18 protein-coding genes are annotated in these 18,107 nt (G+C 55.3%); 11 read left to right on the forward strand and 7 right to left on the reverse strand.

The annotated features are described in order from the left end of the window. The first annotated feature begins 73 nt into the window (after positions 1-73). Positions 74-1,993 carry a bifunctional 5-dehydro-2-deoxygluconokinase/5-dehydro-2-deoxyphosphogluconate aldolase gene (locus tag P9J57_RS01550; RefSeq protein ID WP_014604825.1) on the forward strand — a complete coding sequence of 640 codons (1,920 nt, stop codon included), beginning with the start codon at positions 74-76 and terminating at the stop codon, positions 1,991-1,993. 106 nt (positions 1,994-2,099) lie between these two features. Here P9J57_RS01550 and P9J57_RS01555 read toward each other — a convergent pair whose 3' ends face one another. Further along, positions 2,100-2,654, reverse strand: coding sequence for a DcrB family lipoprotein (locus P9J57_RS01555; protein ID WP_013027570.1), 555 nt, complete (start codon positions 2,652-2,654; stop codon positions 2,100-2,102). 117 nt (positions 2,655-2,771) lie between these two features. Continuing rightward, positions 2,772-3,437, reverse strand: a complete 666-nt coding sequence (locus P9J57_RS01560) for a 7-cyano-7-deazaguanine/7-aminomethyl-7-deazaguanine transporter (protein WP_014604826.1) — start codon at positions 3,435-3,437, stop codon at positions 2,772-2,774. A 205-nt stretch (positions 3,438-3,642) separates the two neighbouring features. On the opposite strand from P9J57_RS01560, the gene tusA reads away from it, so the two are divergent. Beyond that, a complete protein-coding gene (tusA, locus tag P9J57_RS01565; RefSeq protein ID WP_014604827.1) occupies positions 3,643-3,894 on the forward strand; it encodes a sulfurtransferase TusA in 252 nt (83 codons plus the stop codon). A 26-nt stretch (positions 3,895-3,920) separates the two neighbouring features. Here tusA and P9J57_RS01570 read toward each other — a convergent pair whose 3' ends face one another. Together P9J57_RS01570 and P9J57_RS01575 are read right to left on the reverse strand one after the other, a co-directional pair. Next, complete coding sequence (locus tag P9J57_RS01570; protein WP_210476302.1) at positions 3,921-6,206, reverse strand: zinc/cadmium/mercury/lead-transporting ATPase; 2,286 nt, start codon at positions 6,204-6,206, stop codon at positions 3,921-3,923. An 88-nt stretch (positions 6,207-6,294) separates the two neighbouring features. After that, positions 6,295-6,924 (reverse strand): lysoplasmalogenase, encoded by a 630-nt coding sequence (locus P9J57_RS01575; RefSeq protein ID WP_013027566.1) that lies wholly within the window; start codon positions 6,922-6,924, stop codon positions 6,295-6,297. 152 nt (positions 6,925-7,076) lie between these two features. Here P9J57_RS01575 and P9J57_RS01580 point away from each other — a divergent pair, with 152 nt between their 5' ends. Continuing rightward, complete coding sequence (locus P9J57_RS01580; protein WP_013027565.1) at positions 7,077-7,433, forward strand: DUF2500 domain-containing protein; 357 nt, start codon at positions 7,077-7,079, stop codon at positions 7,431-7,433. Positions 7,434-7,461: 28 nt separating this feature from the next. Here P9J57_RS01580 and P9J57_RS01585 read toward each other — a convergent pair whose 3' ends face one another. Together P9J57_RS01585 and rsmD are read right to left on the reverse strand one after the other, a co-directional pair. Further along, a complete protein-coding gene (locus P9J57_RS01585; protein ID WP_013027564.1) occupies positions 7,462-7,731 on the reverse strand; it encodes a DUF1145 family protein in 270 nt (89 codons plus the stop codon). Then, positions 7,721-8,320, reverse strand: a complete 600-nt coding sequence (gene rsmD / locus P9J57_RS01590; protein WP_014594808.1) for a 16S rRNA (guanine(966)-N(2))-methyltransferase — start codon at positions 8,318-8,320, stop codon at positions 7,721-7,723. Before rsmD ends, P9J57_RS01585 begins: the two co-directional genes overlap by 11 nt. A 233-nt stretch (positions 8,321-8,553) precedes the next feature. Here rsmD and ftsY point away from each other — a divergent pair, with 233 nt between their 5' ends. From ftsY to rpoH, 4 genes are all read left to right on the forward strand, one after another. After that, on the forward strand, positions 8,554-10,317 hold the full coding sequence (gene ftsY, locus P9J57_RS01595; protein WP_210476304.1) for a signal recognition particle-docking protein FtsY: 1,764 nt from the start codon (positions 8,554-8,556) through the stop codon (positions 10,315-10,317). 5 nt (positions 10,318-10,322) lie between these two features. Beyond that, complete coding sequence (gene ftsE, locus P9J57_RS01600; protein WP_013027561.1) at positions 10,323-10,991, forward strand: cell division ATP-binding protein FtsE; 669 nt, start codon at positions 10,323-10,325, stop codon at positions 10,989-10,991. Further along, entirely contained in the window at positions 10,981-11,964 is a 984-nt protein-coding gene (ftsX, locus tag P9J57_RS01605) for a permease-like cell division protein FtsX (RefSeq protein ID WP_014594806.1), read from the forward strand. Before ftsE ends, ftsX begins: the two co-directional genes overlap by 11 nt. 230 nt (positions 11,965-12,194) lie before the next feature. Next, positions 12,195-13,052, forward strand: a complete 858-nt coding sequence (gene rpoH / locus P9J57_RS01610; RefSeq protein ID WP_013027559.1) for an RNA polymerase sigma factor RpoH — start codon at positions 12,195-12,197, stop codon at positions 13,050-13,052. A 45-nt stretch (positions 13,053-13,097) separates the two neighbouring features. Here the strand turns inward: rpoH and panM are convergent, their stop codons facing one another. Beyond that, a complete protein-coding gene (gene panM / locus P9J57_RS01615; RefSeq protein WP_014604831.1) occupies positions 13,098-13,484 on the reverse strand; it encodes an aspartate 1-decarboxylase autocleavage activator PanM in 387 nt (128 codons plus the stop codon). A gap of 402 nt (positions 13,485-13,886) precedes the next feature. On the opposite strand from panM, the gene P9J57_RS01620 reads away from it, so the two are divergent. From P9J57_RS01620 to livG, 4 genes are all read left to right on the forward strand, one after another. Continuing rightward, positions 13,887-15,011, forward strand: coding sequence for a branched-chain amino acid ABC transporter substrate-binding protein (locus P9J57_RS01620; protein WP_013027557.1), 1,125 nt, complete (start codon positions 13,887-13,889; stop codon positions 15,009-15,011). Between the two features lie 137 nt (positions 15,012-15,148). After that, the gene (livH, locus tag P9J57_RS01625) at positions 15,149-16,075 is read left to right on the forward strand and encodes a high-affinity branched-chain amino acid ABC transporter permease LivH (protein ID WP_014594805.1); all 927 of its coding nucleotides are present in this window, start codon (positions 15,149-15,151) and stop codon (positions 16,073-16,075) included. Further along, positions 16,072-17,343, forward strand: a complete 1,272-nt coding sequence (locus tag P9J57_RS01630; RefSeq protein WP_013027555.1) for a high-affinity branched-chain amino acid ABC transporter permease LivM — start codon at positions 16,072-16,074, stop codon at positions 17,341-17,343. Before livH ends, P9J57_RS01630 begins: the two co-directional genes overlap by 4 nt. Further along, positions 17,340-18,107 (forward strand): high-affinity branched-chain amino acid ABC transporter ATP-binding protein LivG, encoded by a 768-nt coding sequence (livG, locus tag P9J57_RS01635; RefSeq protein ID WP_013027554.1) that lies wholly within the window; start codon positions 17,340-17,342, stop codon positions 18,105-18,107. The genes P9J57_RS01630 and livG overlap by 4 nt, the downstream gene beginning before the upstream one ends.

The following is an 18,107-nucleotide window of genomic DNA, read 5'->3' on the forward strand; positions in this document are numbered from 1 at the left end:
TAATCAGACACCTTCAGACCCCGATATCCAACTTGTCCACAGTGTCTGCTCATCACAGAAGGAAACCAGAAGCATGAGTACACAACAGAAGCGTCTTGATGTGATTTGTATTGGACGCATCGCCGTAGACTTCTATGGTCAGCAAATTGGCGCGCGACTGGAGGACACCACGTCCTTTGCCAAATATCTTGGCGGTTCATCGGGTAACGTCGCTTATGGCACCGCTATTCAGGGGTTGCGTTCAGCCATGCTGGCGCGCGTGGGCGATGAGCATAACGGCCGTTTTTTACGTGAAAGCCTGCAAAGGGTTGGGTGTAATACCGATGCGCTGATAACGGATAAAAAACGCCTTACTGCCCTGGTGATTCTCGGCATCAAAGACGACGAAACGTTCCCACTCATTTTTTATCGTGATAACTGCGCCGATATGGGGCTGGTGCCAGAGGATATCGAGGAGTCCTTTATCGCCTCCTCCCGCTCGGTAGCGGTCACCGGCACGCACTTGTCACATCCCCAGACCCGGGCGGCTGTGCTAAAGGCGCTGGAGCTCGCCCGCAAAAACGGCCTGCGAACGGCGCTGGATATCGACTACCGGCCAGTATTGTGGGGATTAACCTCGCTGGGTGACGGTGAAACACGTTTCATTGCATCGTCAGAGGTAACGGCGCAACTGCAGCAGGTCGTCCACTATTTCGATCTTATCGTAGGCACCGAAGAAGAATTCCATATCGCGGGCGGCAGCACCGATACGCTGACGGCGCTGAGAAATGTCCGTGAGGTCAGTAAGGCTACGCTGGTCTGTAAGCGGGGTGCAATGGGATGCGTTGTCTTTGAACATGAGATTCCGGAAAGCTGGGAGCAGGTAACGCTGCACAGCGGCGTGCGCGTCGAGGTGTTAAACGTGCTGGGCGCAGGTGACGCGTTTATGTCGGGCCTGCTGCGTGGCTGGTTAAATGATGAAGGCTGGGAGCAGGCCTGCCGTTATGCCAATGCCTGCGGTGCGTTGGTGGTTTCACGCCACGGTTGCGCGCCGGCGATGCCGACCCGAGAAGAACTGGACGATTTTCTGAGCCGCGAAAACGCCGTCAAGCGTCCGGATCTGGACAGTCGATTAACGCACCTGCACCGCGTGACCACCCGGCAGCGTGCCTGGCCGGAACTCAATATCTTTGCCTTTGACCATCGTAAGCAACTGGTCGATATGGCCAAGGCAGCGGGGGCTGACGTCAGCCACATTCCTCAACTCAAGCTCCTGCTGCTCCAGGCCGCAGAGCAGGCGGTACAGCAGGCAGGCATTGAAAGCAAAAGCGGCATTCTGGCCGATACCACCTTCGGGCAACGGACGCTTAACGCCATTACCGGCAAGAACAGATGGATTGGGCGGCCGATAGAGTTACCGGGATCCCGACCGTTACGCCTTGAACACGGCAATATCGGCACACAGCTTGCCAGCTGGCCAATGGAGCACGTGGTAAAATGTCTGGTGTTTTATCACCCGCATGACAGCGCCGAACTGCGTGAAGAGCAGGATGCCGTGTTGCTGGATGTCTGGAAAGGCTGTAACAAAAGCGGGCATGAACTGCTGTTGGAAGTGATTCTGCCAGAGGGGCAGCCAGACCGTAACGAAGCCTGTTATCTGGCGGTTCTGAGCCACTTTTATGCGTTGGGAATCAAGCCGGACTGGTGGAAATTACCGCCCCTGTCAACAGCGAGCTGGCAGGCCATTGGCACCCTGATTGAGGCGCAGGATCCTCACTGTCGCGGTATCCTGTTGCTCGGGCTGGATGCGCCAGAGGAGACGCTGAAACTCGGTTTCGCTGCGGCTGCGGCTGCGCCATGGGTGAAAGGCTTCGCGGTGGGACGGACGATTTTTGCCCAGCCTTCAAGTCAGTGGTTGCAGGGTGAAATTGACGACGCGGCGCTGGTAACGGCTGTAAAAGATAACTATCTGCGTTTGATTGATTACTGGCGCACGGCACGTGAGCAGGCGTGAAAAGAACCAGAATCGAGCCGTGTGGAGACGTGCTTTTCCACGCGGCTCGCTGTTTTCAGGGCGGGAACCTGAAATAACACCCATATCAGGCAAGGGCCTGTTGCGGTTATTTCAGTTTAATGCTCTTCACTACCGTTTCAGCATCGCTTTGCGCCTGCTGCTGGTTCTGGCCCGGCAGCGTGATCTGCATGGTCATCAGCTTACCATCCACCTTTGCCAACACGACGGAAGACCAGGAGGTCTGGTTATTGGCTGAGATCACGGTGTCCAGCTGCTGTGCAGGTTCGCCACCCAGGGTGACCGCTTTGTTAGAGACAACCTGTAGCTGCGGATCGCGGTTACGCTGCTGTTGTTCCATGCGCTGTGATAAAACATCCAGCCCTTCGTTAGTGGGATCACCTGCAATGACGATAATCGCCCGCGCGCCGCTTTCATCAGCATACACGTGCATATTGGTGCTTTGTGAGCCCAGCTTGCCGCTCTTATCGGACATGCCCGGCGGTAAGGCGAAGCTTAACTTGCCATCCATCAGCGTCACGGTTTGTGCCGACTGACTGGCAGATGCGCCGTTGTCGTTTGCCGCGTCATCTTTCTTTTGGTCACAGGCGGCAAGGCCGAGGACCAGCAAACCAATTCCCGCATATTTCACTAAATTACGCATCAGAATCCCTTTTTAAATTTCCACTCAGGCGTTTATACAACAGGAATCAGGCTGCAAACGCAACCTGAGTATTGTCAGAAGATTTTAGCGGATTGTCAGGAAAGGCTGTATTGCCGGTTAGCCGAAATGTATCTGTGGTTGAGCCTGGCGTTCGGCCAGACGTTTCAACGCCGCATTGAGCAACACACCATAGGCAGGCAGGAAGAACACCATGCAGATCAGCACCTTAAAACTGTAATCGACCAGGGCGATTTCCACCCAGTGCTGCGCCATAAACGCATCGGAGCTTTTATAGAAGGCGATAAAAAAGAACGCCAGCGTGTCGCTGATATTACCTAAAAACATGGCACAGCCGGGCGCTATCCACCACTGCGGCAGGCGACGCAGGCGGTTAAAGACATGCACATCCAGAATCTGGCCCAGCGCGTAAGCCATAAAGCTGGCGCAGGCGATACGGGCGACAAACAGGTTCACCTGCTGCAATGCCTGCCAGCCTTGCCACTCGCCCTGATAAAACAGGCTGGAGATGGTATAGGAGATAAACAACGCCGGCACCATGACCGCCAGAATAATCCGCCGTGCAAGCGGCGCGCCAAAAATGCGGACGGTGAGATCGGTTGCCAGGAAGATAAACGGGAAACTAAAGGCGCCCCAGGTGGTATGGAAACCAAAAAGGGAGACGGGCAACTGCACCAGATAATTACTGGAGGTAATCACCAGCAGGTGAAACAGGGACAGCCAGAAAAGCGCATAAGTGCGCTGACGCGGAGTAAATGCGAGCATAGTTAGCCTTTTTAATCGTGGGGTGAGGGAACCCATTGCAGGGCGCAGAACGGTCCGCGCACTACGGTTTCATGAACAAAAAACGGCCGCATCTTACCCTGGTGTGCTATTAATGCAATGGCTAATTTTAACGCAATCGTTATCGCCTTGCGTCAAAGGGCTGACGCGCTAGAATAAGCGCCCGCCAACCTGAATTGAGATCGTGATGAGTGATGCATTTTCTTCCGCCGACCATCAACTGGATGCGTTAGGCCTGCGCTGTCCCGAACCGGTCATGATGGTTCGCAAAACCGTGCGCGGGATGCAGGATGGTGAAACGCTACTGATCGTGGCTGACGATCCGGCGACCACGCGGGATATTCCCGGTTTTTGCCGCTTTATGGAGCATCGCCTGTTGGTCGCGCAAACCGACACGCTGCCTTATCAGTTTTTGATCAGAAAAGGGATGGGCGAATAACGGCGGCACCTGCCGCCGTCAGGTTGTTAATCCCGCGTGCGCAGCAGCCGCAACGCGTTCGCCGTGACCAGCGCGGTCGCGCCAGAATCAGCCAGCACCGCCAGCCACAATCCGGTCAGTCCGAGAAGCGTGGTAACCAGAAACAGCGCCTTAAGCCCTAACGCAATGCCGATATTCTGACGAATAATTGCCCGGGTGCGACGCGCCAGACCGATCATTGGAGCCAGATGGCTGAGCTGATTGCGCGTCAGAGCCGCATCGGCTGCTTCCAGCGCGACATCGGTGCCGCTGCCCATGGCGATGCCCAGCGTGGCCGCCTTCATGGCTGGCGCATCATTGATGCCGTCGCCCACCATTGCCACAACCTGATGCTGACTGAGCTGGCGAACCCGCTCAACCTTGTCGGCGGGTAATAAGCCTGCGTGCCACGCGATATCCAGTTGTTGCGCCACCACAGCCGCCGCTCGCGGGTTATCCCCTGTGAGCATAATGCTGTTGATGCCGAGCGCCTTTAACGCCTGCAACGCGGCAGGCGTTTCACTGCGCAGCCGATCGCGCAACGCGAGCGCACCCAGCGCATCACCATTACGCAGCACAATCACCAGGGTTTCGCCCTGGGCTTCCTGCTCGCTAATCATGTCCAGTTGCCGGGCGTTCAGCGCGTTGACGTAAGCCGGTGCCAGCAGTTCAATGCGCTGGCCTGCAACCTCGGCCCTGATGCCGCTGCCGGCGATGGCCTGTTGATGCGCGGCTGCCGGAATTGTCAGGGATTTCGCCTGGGCCGCAGCCACAATTGCCGTAGCCAGCGGATGCGTGGAGCCTTGTTCAACGGCGGCGCCCAGCAGCAGAATCTCGTCTTCACTGAGATCGCCGAATGACAAAATGCGGGTTAACTGCGGTTTGCCTTCCGTGAGCGTCCCGGTTTTATCGAACGCAATCGTCTGCACCGTACTCAGGCGTTCCAGGGCTGCACCGCCCTTGATTAAAGCGCCGCGCCGCGCCGCGGTCGCAAGGCCAGACGTAATGGCCGCTGGCGTCGAGATCACCAGTGCACAGGGGCAACCGATGAGAAGTAACGTCAGCCCTTTGTAGATCCACGGTAGCCATGGACCCGCGCCGAGCAGCGGCGGTATGACCATGACCAGCAGCGCCAGCAGCATGATTGCAGGCGTGTAAATGCGGCTGAAATTATCGATAAAGCGTTCCACCGGAGCACGATGGCTTTCGGCTTCCTCAATCAGCTGCAAAATGCGGTCAATCGCGCTCTCGCCGGGTTTTGACACCACGTCCAGCGTCACCAGCCTGTCCACGCTGGTGGCGCCAGCAAGCACCTTATCGCCCCGCATGCGAAGAACCGGCAAAGACTCGCCGGTTAAGGCGCTTTCATCGAAGCTGGCGCTTTCCGCGACCAGGCATCCGTCAACCGGCAGGCGACCACCGGCGGCAACCTCTATACGGTCGCCTGGCTGCAGCGCCGCCAGTGGAACCTCACTGCGAACGCCATTTTGCAGGCGCACGGCCGATTCGGGACGGATCGCCATCAGCTGACTCACGCCACTGCGCGCACGGATTGCCGCATAGGCCTCCAGGCGTTCACCCAGTTGGAACAGCAGCAACACCATGGCTGCTTCCGCATGGGCGCCAATCAACAGCGCGCCCGCCGACGCCAGCGTCATCAGGGTTTCAATCGTAAAAGCGGAGCCGGTTCGTAGACGTTGCCAGGCTTTACGCGCGACCGGTGCCAGACCAACCAGCGTGGTGAGAATAAATAATCGATCGCCCCACACAGCATTGACCTGGCTGAGCGCAACGCTGGCCAGCATTAACCCGGCGAGCAGAAAAAGGGGGATATGTGTTTGCCAGGGGGCGGGTGAAGAAGCGGAAGCAGCGGCGGAGGAGAGTTGAAATCCGGCTTTTCTGACGGCGTCTTCTATCGCGCCTTGAACCGGTGCGCGGGCGTCAACAATCAGCTTCTCACTGGAGAATACGACGCGGGCCTGGGTGACGTCAGGAAGCTGACGAACGGCCGTTTCGATAGCGCGGGCACAGCTCGGGCAGTCCATGCCGCTGACCAGCCAGCTGAACTGAAAAGCATCTGAGGACCGTCGTCGGTCACCTTCGTCATTGGCTTCACTGCTGGATGAACTGCCGCACGCGCAGTCACCACCGCAGCCATTGCCGTCAGAAATTTCAGGCGTTGCCGCAGTAACAGACAGCGTACCGGAACGAACAGGGCGGATTGCACAAAGCGGTTTTGCGGCACGGTGCGTACCGCAGGGCTTACCGCAGCCACAAGCATGATGTTGATGCATATAACCTCCGGAAAACGTGGGCACCATGCCCACGCCTTATCTTACACCCGACGGTTTATTCCATCTTCAGATTTATTGTGACGCTTTCTTAGTAAATCCACAGGGAGCGGACAATCATAAAGTGGCCCGCAAAATAGCAGGCTGCGACAATGGCGCTGTCTGCGCTAAAGCGGCGACGGTAATGGCTGATAAACCACACAATATTGGCCAAAAGAAGCAGGGCCGAACCGACGAGAATCGAAAAGCTGTAATCGCTGGGACGGAAAAAATATTGCTCTGCCGCCATCCAGTTCATCACCAGCGTCATGCCGATAAGCGTACAGACCGGCCAGCGTAGCGTTTCCAGCTTGCTCCACAGAATGCCAATCACGACAACCCCGATGATCAAAAAGGTCAGCGGAATGGGCCAGTAGAAACTCATCGTCATGTTGGCGGCGAAGCACAGCGTATAGAGCAGATGCGACAGGAAAAACGCGCCCAGCGCGTAGAGCGTCTGCTGACGTGGAAGCAGCGTCAGCGTATCGCCGACAAGTGTGGCGACCAGCCCGGCCACAATCAGATAGTCTGACGTGTTGCGCGTGGGGGCTTGCCAGGCGAGGCCGACTAACAGCAGTAAGGTTACCGGCTTGAATAACCAGCGTTGCCATTGAGGTCCCCGGTAAGAGGCATCCACATACAGCCAGCCGGAGAAAAGTACCGCGAGAAAGGACCAGAGCATTGCTTCTCCCTATTGACCAAAAATGGTGACAGTTCCTGAAATACTCCTGTCAGTCTAGGTTACGCCAGCCTGATGTGACAATCGGTCAACTCTGGTTGTATGCTTTAGCGCGCCATGTACGCCATCTGTAACCTGAGAAACGTTGGGATATTATGAAACCACCGCTACTTTTTATCATTGTGCTGGCTGTTATCGCCGTTTTAGCGACTCGCCAGTTCATCAAACAGCGGCGTGAAGCCGCCGTCAACGATGCCTCGCCGGTTCGCACCCTGACAGTCGAAGTGAAAACCAAACGTGAGTTTTCTGTTTCCAGCCGGCGCTCGCGTGAACGGGAAGTGATCGCCGGTGATGAAATGCGCTATGAGGCCTGGTTTCATCCGCTGAACGGCGAAAGCGATATTAAGATGCGGGTAAGTGAAAGCGACTACCATCTGATGGACAAGGGCACGCAAGGGGAACTGACTCTGCAGGGCTCGCGCTTTATTCAGTTTACGCCCGCCCGGCACTGACGGCGGGCCAGGTGCCCGCCGTGACGACTTACTTACGTGGAAAGTTTTTTTTCTGCCACGCGACCAGTTCGAATACGCCAAACAAAAAGACTTTTATCTGGGTGACACGATCGATCGGCGGCGCATCTTTACCTTGGGTGGTGCGCAGCAGGACCAACTGCAGACCATGCATCAGAATCATAAATATCAGAGCCACATTGATAAACCAGGTCAGTGGCTTAGGATAAGGATGAATCAGGTTAAACAGTAAAAAACCCCATACGCACAGCATCAGCAGGCGTCCTAAATTAAGTAACATCGTGTGTCTCCTGTTGGCGCTGATATAAGCGATAGGCCACCTGGCCGGCAATTTTTTCGCGGTATAGATCCCAGTGTGCTGGAACCGGGGGAGCACCGCGTTCAACTTCACTTTCAACGTAGATGAGTGCGTCAGCAGTCAGCCAGCCGTTATTCTCCAGCAGTTGCAGCGTTTGTTCCAGCAGGCCCTGACGAAACGGCGGGTCGATAAATACGATATTAAACGGCTTACCGCTCTGCGCCAGCCATGTCAGCGTATTGGTCTGCACAACCTGGCCGTTGGCGGCCTGAAGCGTCTGTAAATTTTTGGCCAACTGCTGCGCCACCGGGCGTTCCAGCTCCAGTAACGTTGCCGACGCGGCGAAACGCGACAAGGCTTCCAGCCCCAGCGCACCACTGCCGGCAAAGCAGTCCAGACAGTTGGCCGCCTGAATAGAGGGCGCCAGCCAGTTAAACAGCGTTTCACGCACTCTGTCGGTAGTCGGACGCAGTCCGGCGCTGTCCGGCACCGGCAATTTGCGGCCGCGCCACTGTCCGCCAATAATGCGGATTTGGCCTGCACCACCAGTCTTACGGGGAGGTTTTATCATCTTGCTCACAAATCTTCATAATTTGTTGCGTAGTTTAACGGGCGAAACGATGAGAAGAAACGTTAAAAAAGGGTGCTGTGGTGAGCTGGCTGGAAAGTGTTAGACTACAGCGTTGCTGCTGTTATGCATAATTCTGCGGTTTGACGCTCATCTGGCGTTTATCACCAATACTGTTTTTAACCCTGGGAACATTGTGCTACCGGGATGAAGCCATCGAGGAGTGTGGTTACACAATGGCAAAAGAGAAAAAACGAGGCTTTTTTTCCTGGCTGGGATTTGGCAAAGAAGAAGAGAAACAACCCTCAACGGAAGCGCAGGCATCACAAACTGCACAACCGGAAGTCCAGCAGCCAGAACAGGAAGCCCCGGCAATAAGTCAGGCGGAGATCCACGCGGAAGAGACCGTTGCAACGACTGAAAAAGTCGTTGAACAGCAACACACAGCGGATCCCGATAGCGAAGTAAAGCTGACAGCAATTACCCCATCGGCTGAAAACGTGCCTGATCCGCATGATGGCGTTATCACGCCCGCAGAACCTGCGTCCGAGCCTGTGGACGATGAGGCACCGCTCAGCGATGACGAACTCGCCGCACTGGCGCTGGCCGATGCAGAGATCGTGGAGGTTACGCCGCACGAGCCTGAAATTCTTCAGCACGAACCTGTCCCGGTGGCAGACAAGGCGCCGCTCAGCGATGACGAACTCGCCGCACTGGCGCTGGCCGATGCGGATATCGTGGAGGTTACGACGCACGAGCCTGAAATCCTTCAGTCCGAATCTGTCCCGGTGGCTGACGAGGCACCGCTCAGCGATGACGAACTCGCCGCGCTGGCGCTGGCCGATGCGGATATCGTGGAGGTTACGCCGCACGAGCCTGAAATCCTTCAGTCCGAACCTGTCCCGGAGGCAGACGAGGCGCCGCTCAGCGATGACGAACTCGCCGCACTGGCGCTGGCCGACGCGGATGCCGTTCAGGATGTTCCAGAAAACGCCGATCGGGTGGAGCCAACAGATACCGTCAGCGATCTTCCTTTAGCCGCCGCGCCACTGGTGACGCAGGAGCAGGATCGTCCGACAAAAGAGGGCTTCTTTGCCCGCCTGAAACGCAGCCTGGTGAAAACCCGTCAGAACCTGGGATCGGGTTTTATCGGCCTGTTCCGTGGCAAAAAGATTGATGATGAGCTGTTTGAAGAGCTCGAAGAGCAACTGCTGATTGCGGATGTGGGGGTCGAAACGACGCGCCGTATCATCACCAGCCTGACGCAGCATGCCGACCGTAAACAGCTTCGCGATGCAGAGGCGCTTTATGGCCTGCTGAAAACTGAAATGGCCGACATTCTGGCGAAAGTGGAAGAACCGCTTAATGTTGAAGGCAAAACGCCTTTTGTCATTTTGATGGTCGGTGTTAACGGCGTAGGTAAAACGACCACCATCGGCAAGCTGGCTCGTCAGTATCAGGCAGAAGGCAAGTCGGTCATGCTGGCGGCGGGCGACACCTTCCGTGCAGCGGCTGTTGAACAGCTTCAGGTATGGGGCCAGCGTAACAACATTTCTGTGGTGGCGCAGCATACCGGTGCCGATTCCGCTTCGGTGATTTTCGATGCGATTCAGGCCGCGAAATCCCGTGGCGTTGACGTGTTAATCGCCGACACCGCAGGCCGTTTGCAAAACAAATCGCACCTGATGGAAGAACTGAAGAAAATTACGCGCGTCATGAAAAAGCTGGATGAGCAGGCGCCGCATGAAGTCATGCTGACAATTGATGCCAGCACCGGGCAAAATGCCATCAGCCAGGCCAAACTGTTCCATGAAGCGGTCGGTCTGACCGGTATTACCCTGACAAAACTGGATGGCACGGCCAAAGGCGGTGTGATTTTCTCGGTGGCAGATCAGTTTGGCATCCCTATCCGGTATATCGGTGTCGGAGAAGGCATCGAAGATTTACGGCCGTTCAAGGCCGAGGATTTTATTGAGGCATTGTTTGCCCGAGAGGACTAATTAGGATGATTCGCTTTGAAGAGGTCAGTAAGGCATATCTCGGCGGACGTCAGGCGCTGCAGGGCGTAGATTTTCATCTACGTCCCGGTGAAATGGCGTTTCTGACCGGCCATTCTGGCGCAGGGAAAAGTACCTTGCTGAAGCTGATTTGTGGCATTGAGCGTCCCAGCGCCGGACAAATCTGGTTTAGCGGGCATGACATTTCACGCCTGCGTAACAGCGAGGTGCCGTTTCTGCGCCGTCAGATTGGTATGATCTTTCAGGATCACCACCTGCTGATGGATCGTTCTGTCTATGACAACGTGGCCATTCCGCTGATCATCTCCGGTGCCAGCGGGGAAGATATCCGGCGGCGTGTTTCAGCCGCGCTAGATAAAGTGGGCCTGCTCGACAAAGCGAAAAGTTATCCTATTCAACTTTCCGGTGGTGAACAGCAGCGCGTGGGTATTGCACGCGCCGTGGTGAATAAACCGGCGGTGCTGTTGGCTGATGAACCAACCGGTAACCTGGATGAGGCGCTGTCTGAAGACATCCTGCGCCTGTTTGAAGAGTTTAACCGCGTTGGGGTGACGGTCCTGATGGCGACACACGATGTGGGGCTAATCGGTCGCCGAAATTATCGGGTGATGACGCTAAATAAAGGACGCCTGCACGGAGGCCACGATGGTCAATAAACGCAACAAACGCGCGGCCGCGCCGAAGGCGAAGCAACCGTCGAAAAGCAAAGCGTTACGCGGCGGCTGGCAGGAGCAGTGGCGCTATGCGCTGCGCGGTACGTTGTCTGACATGTGGCGTCAGCCGTTAGCGACGTTGCTGACGGTGATGGTTATTGCGATCTCTCTGACGTTGCCCAGCGTGTGTTACATGGTGTGGAAAAACGTTAGCCAGGCCGCCACTCAGTGGTATCCCGCGCCGCAGCTGACGGTCTATCTCTCCAAAACGCTGGATGATGCCGCCGCCGAAAACGTGACGACTCAGCTGAAGCAGGTCGATGGCGTGGACCACGTTAACTACCTGACGCGCGAAGAAGCCCTGAACGAATTCCGTAACTGGTCAGGCTTTGGCGGCGCGATGGATATGCTGGAGCAGAATCCTCTTCCGGCCGTGGTCATCATTACGCCTAAACTGACCTTCCAGAATTCCGACACGCTACAAACGCTGCGCGACAGGGTGGCGAAAGTGCAGGGCGTTGACGAAGTGCGCATGGATGACAGCTGGTTTGCTCGTCTTGCGGCGCTGACCGGGCTGGTGGGGCAGATTGCCTCCATGATCGGTATCTTAATGATCGTGGCGGTGTTCCTGGTGATTGGTAACAGCGTCAGGCTGAGCATTTTTGCCCGGCGCGATACCATCAACGTGCAGAAGTTGATCGGGGCGACCGACGGGTTTATTCTGCGTCCGTTCCTGTATGGCGGTGCGTTGTTAGGTTTCTCTGGTGCCGTGTTATCGCTGCTTCTTTCCGAAGTGCTGGTCCTGCGTTTGCAGTCCGTGGTGGCCCATGTTGCCTCGGTGTTTGGCACGACCTTCTCGCTGGAAGGGTTCTCCTGGGATGAGGCACTGTTGCTGCTGCTGATCGCGGCGATTATTGGATGGGTTGCGGCCTGGCTGGCTACGGTACAACATTTACGCCGATTTACGCCGCAGTAAACCTCTGCAACATTTTTTTGTTATAATCATCCTCTGCTGCCGACAATGGGTGCAGAGGATATTGCCCCGCTGTCATCTGTGTGTAAAATATTCACTGCTAAAATTGAACTTGTGGATAACTTTGTTTTCCAAGTAGCACAGATTGCTTTTGGTTTTCCTGCGACGTTGACATAATGTGACGTGCGCTTAAGGAAAGATGCGGCAATTCCACTGATTTTGTGAGGGTTTGAATGACCAAAGAAATGCAAACTTTAGCTATTGCTCCTCTGGGCAACCTGGAATCTTACGTTCGGGCTGCCAACACCTGGCCGATGCTGTCGGCAGAAGAGGAAAAGGCGTTGGCTGAACGGCTGCATTACCAGGGCGATCTGGATGCGGCTAAGACGCTGATCCTGTCTCACCTACGCTTTGTTGTTCATATCGCTCGTAACTACTCAGGTTACGGCCTGCCTCAGGCTGACCTGATTCAGGAAGGTAACATCGGCTTGATGAAAGCCGTTCGTCGCTTTAATCCTGAAGTTGGCGTCCGTCTGGTATCCTTTGCCGTACACTGGATTAAAGCGGAAATTCACGAATATGTGCTGCGTAACTGGCGTATCGTGAAAGTGGCGACCACGAAAGCACAGCGCAAGCTGTTCTTTAACCTGCGTAAAACCAAGCAGCGCCTGGGCTGGTTTAATCAGGACGAAGTAGAAATGGTCGCGCGCGAGCTGGGCGTGAGCAGCAAAGATGTGCGGGAAATGGAATCGCGCATGGCCGCTCAGGATATGACCTTCGATATGTCCGCTGATGACGAAAGCGGTGAAGGTAAATCCATGGCGCCGGTGCTGTATCTCCAGGATAAAACCTCTGATTTTGCCGACGGTATCGAAGAGGATAACTGGGAGTCACATGCAGCCGACAAGCTGACGTACGCAATGGAAGGCCTGGACGAGCGCAGCCAGCATATCATTCGCGCCCGCTGGCTGGATGAGGACAACAAAACTACCCTGCAGGAACTGGCCGATCGTTATGGCGTTTCCGCAGAGCGAGTCCGACAGCTTGAAAAGAACGCGATGAAGAAACTCCGAATGGCTATCGAAGCCTGACGAGACAGGGCGACTTCAGGTCGCCCTTTTTTATTGTCTGTTTTTTTATTTTACCCAGCCGTCAACCTGGGCGCGAAAACCACAGGCCTGCATAAACGCCGCCCGAATACGTTGATCGTCACTGCCGTCATCGGCAATCCACCAGTCGTTTAACGATGGATTCTGCTTCATCGTCTCTTCCAGCAAATACTGTCCTACGCCACGTCGCCGGGTAACATCTCTTACAGCCAAATGATGCACTTTGCCGTGAATACCTGAAATTTCAAGTTGTAATGCAGCCAGTAGACGATCGTTGAAGCGCGCCGCATAAAGACGATGGCTTTCATTCAACGCTGTCTCCAGCTTTTCTATATCGATCTCAGGCCAGATTTTCCCCAGATCTATCCGGTCCTGTAGCGTCAACGAGGTGAGACGCAAAATGGTGAGCTTCATAATAAACACCTGTGCGTGTAAAAGTCGTTAGTGTAGTCAATTCCCGTTACCGGAACCCTGGCACATTTTAGGCAATAAAACAGGTCAAAACAGCGACAGAGTGCCAGGATAATAGCTATAAACATGATATCCGCTTTTAAAGGCAGCATAACGCGCTGGCCTGGTGAGTAAAAGCCACGCATTGGCTCCAGAGGATTATGCTGCTTTTGGCTGCGAATCATGAATATGTCAGTTGCTTTACAGAATAAACTTCCTGTTTAATAGACTGAAATATAAAGCCTTATTATTAATAAAAGCCAGAAAAGCGTGCTAACTCATTATTGTTAAATCAGTTTTCCACTTTATCTGGCAGAAAATAAAACCACTCACAACAAACACGACACAACTGATGGGGTAGTTCGCATGAAAATGACAGGTCGCGCGTTACTGGCAGGATGCGTTGCATTGGCGATGAGCCATGCGGCAATGGCGAAAGAGATTAAAATAGCTATCGTAGGCGCCGCTACTGGCCCGGTCGCGCAATATGGTGATATGGAATTTACCGGCGCTGCGCAGGCGATTAAAGATATTAATGCCAAAGGCGGCGTGAACGGCGACAAACTGGTCGGTGTGGAATATGACGACGCCTGCGACCCAAAACAAGCGGTTGCGGTGGCGAACAAGGTGATCAACGACGGCATTAAGTATGTTATCGGCCACCTGTGCTCCTCCTCAACTCAGCCCGCTTCAGATATCTACAACGACGAAGGCGTGCTGATGATTACCCCCGCGGCCACGGCACCTGAACTCACGGCACGTGGCTATGCAGATGTGATGCGCACCACCGGTCTGGATTCTGACCAGGGCCCAACGGCGGCGAACTACATTCTGGATGTGATCAAACCTAAACGTATCGCTGTGGTGCATGACAAACAGCAGTACGGCCAGGGCCTCGCGGAATCCGTACAAAAAACCCTGAAGGCCAAAGGCGGCAACGTGGTGATGTTCGAAGGTATCACCGCGGGCGATAAAGATTTCTCTACGCTGGTTGCGCGTCTGAAGAAAGAGAACGTGGATTTCGTGTACTACGGTGGTTACTACCCGGAGCTGGGCCAGATTCTGCGCCAGGCGAAAGCGGCAGGCCTGAAAGCCGGCTTTATGGGACCAGAAGGTGTGGGTAACGCCTCGCTGTCTAACATCGCAGGCGACGCTTCTGAAGGGCTGTATGTAACCTTACCAAAACGTTACGACCAGCTGCCGCAGAACAAGGCGATTGTTGAAGCCATTAAAGCGAATACCGCGTCTAACCGCAAAGATCCAACTGGCCCCTTTGTCTGGACAACCTACGCGGCGATTCAGTCTCTGGTAACTGGTATTGAACGCAGTAAGAGCGATGAGCCAGATGCGATTGCGAAGAACCTGAAAACCGGTGCGCCTGTGCCGACAGTGATGGGTGACCTGAGCTGGGATCAGAAAGGCGATCTGAAAGGCTTCGAGTTTGGTGTCTTCAAATGGCACAAAGACGGTTCATCCACCGCGGTTAAATAAGGTCATGACGCTTCCCTGCAGCCTTTGCTCGGGGAAGCAGGCCAAAGCGATGCGCCCTGTGGGGCAATGCTTTCGCCTTGCTAACCCTCTCCTGCTGGCAGGAGAGGGGTTTTCTGGTTTCTGAGTAGGTCCTCATTATGTCCGAGCAGTTTCTCTATTTCATTCAGCAGATGTTCAACGGGGTCACCCTCGGGAGCACCTACGCGCTGATCGCCATTGGCTACACCATGGTTTACGGCATTATCGGCATGATCAACTTCGCCCACGGCGAGGTCTATATGATCGGCAGCTATGTCTCTTTTATGGTGATTGCTGCCCTGATGATGATGGGCATTGATACCTCATGGCTCATGATCGCCGCCGGCTTTGTGATGGCAGTGATTATTTCCAGCGCCTATGGCTGGAGCATTGAGCGCGTGGCTTACCGGCCGGTTCGCTCTTCCAAGCGCCTGATTGCGCTGATCTCCGCCATCGGAATGTCCATCTTCCTGCAAAACTACGTCAGCCTCACCCAGGGCTCGCGCGATCTTGCGTTGCCGAGCTTAATTACCGGCCAGTGGACGCTGGGAGAAAGCAATGGTTTCGCGGCCACGCTGTCGACGATGCAGCTGGTGATCTGGGTGGTGACGTTCCTGACCATGCTGGCACTGACCCTGTTTATTCGCTATTCCCGCATGGGCCGCGCCTGCCGAGCCTGTGCTGAAGACCTGAAGATGGCCAGCCTGCTGGGCATTAATACGGATCGCGTCATTTCGCTGACCTTCGTGATTGGTGCCGCGATGGCGGCGGTGGCCGGCGTGCTGTTAGGCCAGTTTTATGGCTCCATCAACCCCTTTATCGGCTTCATGGCGGGCATGAAAGCCTTTACCGCAGCGGTGCTGGGCGGCATTGGCAGTATTCCGGGCGCGATGATTGGCGGTCTGGTGCTGGGCATTGCTGAAGCCCTGACCTCGGCTTATCTCTCCACGGAATATAAAGATGTGGTGTCGTTTGCCTTACTGATCGTGGTGCTGCTGGTGATGCCGACCGGCATTCTGGGCCGTCCGGAGGTAGAGAAAGTATGAAACGCCTTGGTCTGGTCAATGCGCTGATCTCTACGGTCATGTTGCTGGTTCTGGCCGCGTTCTTTATGGGAATGCGCCTCGATCTGAATGGTACGAAGCTACAGGTGGTCAATGCCGGTAGCGTGCGCTGGAACTGGATATTTATCGGTTGTGCGGTGGTGTTTCTGTTCCAGCTGCTGCGTCCGCTGCTTCAGGGCAAGCTGAAGCGCAGCAGTGGCGGTCTGGTGCTGCCTGGGTTTGATGGTTCCACGCCGAAGCAAAAACTTGTCATGGCGTTAATGATCGCTGCTGCCGTTATCTGGCCTTTTCTGGTATCGCGCGGCAGCGTTGATATTGCGACGCTGACGCTCATCTACATCATGCTGGGCCTGGGGCTGAACGTGGTGGTTGGGCTATCGGGGCTGCTGGTTCTGGGCTATGGCGGCTTCTATGCCATCGGTGCCTATACCTTTGCTTTGCTCAATCATTACTATGGTTTCGGTTTCTGGCAGAGCCTGCCGCTGGCCGGATTAGTGGCCGCGGCCTTTGGCCTGCTGCTGGGGTTCCCGGTATTGCGGCTGCGCGGCGATTATCTGGCTATCGTGACGCTGGGCTTCGGCGAAATCGTCCGTATTCTGCTGCTTAACAATACCGCGATTACAGGGGGACCGAACGGTATTGCCCAGATTCCTAAACCCACTTTCTTCGGCCTGGAGTTCGGCCGCCGCGTCAGTGAAGGGGGATGGGGCACGTTTCACGAGGTCTTTGGCATGAAGTACGATCCCAGCGACAGGGTGATTTTCCTGTATCTGGTGGCGTTACTGTTAGTGGTGTTGACGCTGTTTGTGATTAACCGTCTGCTGCGTATGCCGCTTGGACGGGCCTGGGAAGCACTGCGTGAAGATGAGATTGCCTGTCGCTCGCTGGGCTTAAGCCCGACCCGTATCAAGCTGACTGCCTTTACTATCAGTGCGGCTTTTGCGGGGTTTGCCGGTACGCTGTTTGCCGCGCGCCAGGGATTTGTCAGTCCCGAATCCTTTACCTTCGTTGAATCCGCGTTTGTGCTAGCCATCGTGGTTCTGGGCGGAATGGGATCGCAGTTTGCGGTGATTCTGGCCGCCATTCTGCTGGTGGTGTCGCGTGAACTGATGCGCGACCTCAATGAGTACAGCATGCTGGTCCTCGGTGGGTTGATGGTGCTGATGATGATCTGGCGGCCGCAGGGTTTATTGCCGATGAAGCGTCCACACCTGAAACTCAGGCAGGGTAAACAAGGAGAGCAGGCATGAGTCAGCCTTTATTAGCCGTTGAAGGCCTGATGATGCGCTTCGGCGGTCTGTTAGCCGTAAACAACGTCAAACTGGAACTGCGTCCACAGGAAATCGTGTCGCTTATCGGTCCGAACGGAGCAGGCAAAACCACCGTGTTCAACTGCCTGACAGGTTTCTACAAGCCAACAGGCGGCAGCATTACCTTGCGTGACAAGAATCTGGCCGGTTTATCCGGGCAGAAGATCGCGCGCATGGGGATTGTCCGTACCTTTCAGCATGTGCGCCTGTTCCGCGAAATGACGGTGATAGAAAACCTGCTGGTCGCGCAGCATCAACATCTGAAAAGCGGGGTCTTTTCCGGCCTGATTAAAACGCCCGCCTTTCGCCGCAGTGAAGGCGAGGCGCTGGATCGTGCCGCCACCTGGCTCGAACGCGTCGGGTTGCTGGACATGGCCAACCGCCAGGCCGGTAATCTGGCCTACGGTCAGCAGCGCCGCCTGGAGATCGCCCGCTGCATGGTGACGCGTCCGGAGATTTTAATGCTGGATGAACCGGCCGCCGGGCTTAACCCCAAAGAAACGCACGAGCTTGATGAATTGATTGCCGAGTTACGTGGCGAACATAAGGTTTCCGTTTTATTGATTGAGCACGACATGAAACTGGTCATGGGCATTTCCGATCGTATCTATGTGGTTAATCAGGGAACGCCGCTGGCTAACGGCACGCCGGAAGAGATTCGTAACAATCCGGACGTGATCCGTGCCTATTTAGGAGAGGCGTAA

Source organism: Pantoea sp. nfd-35, from assembly GCF_056892255.1.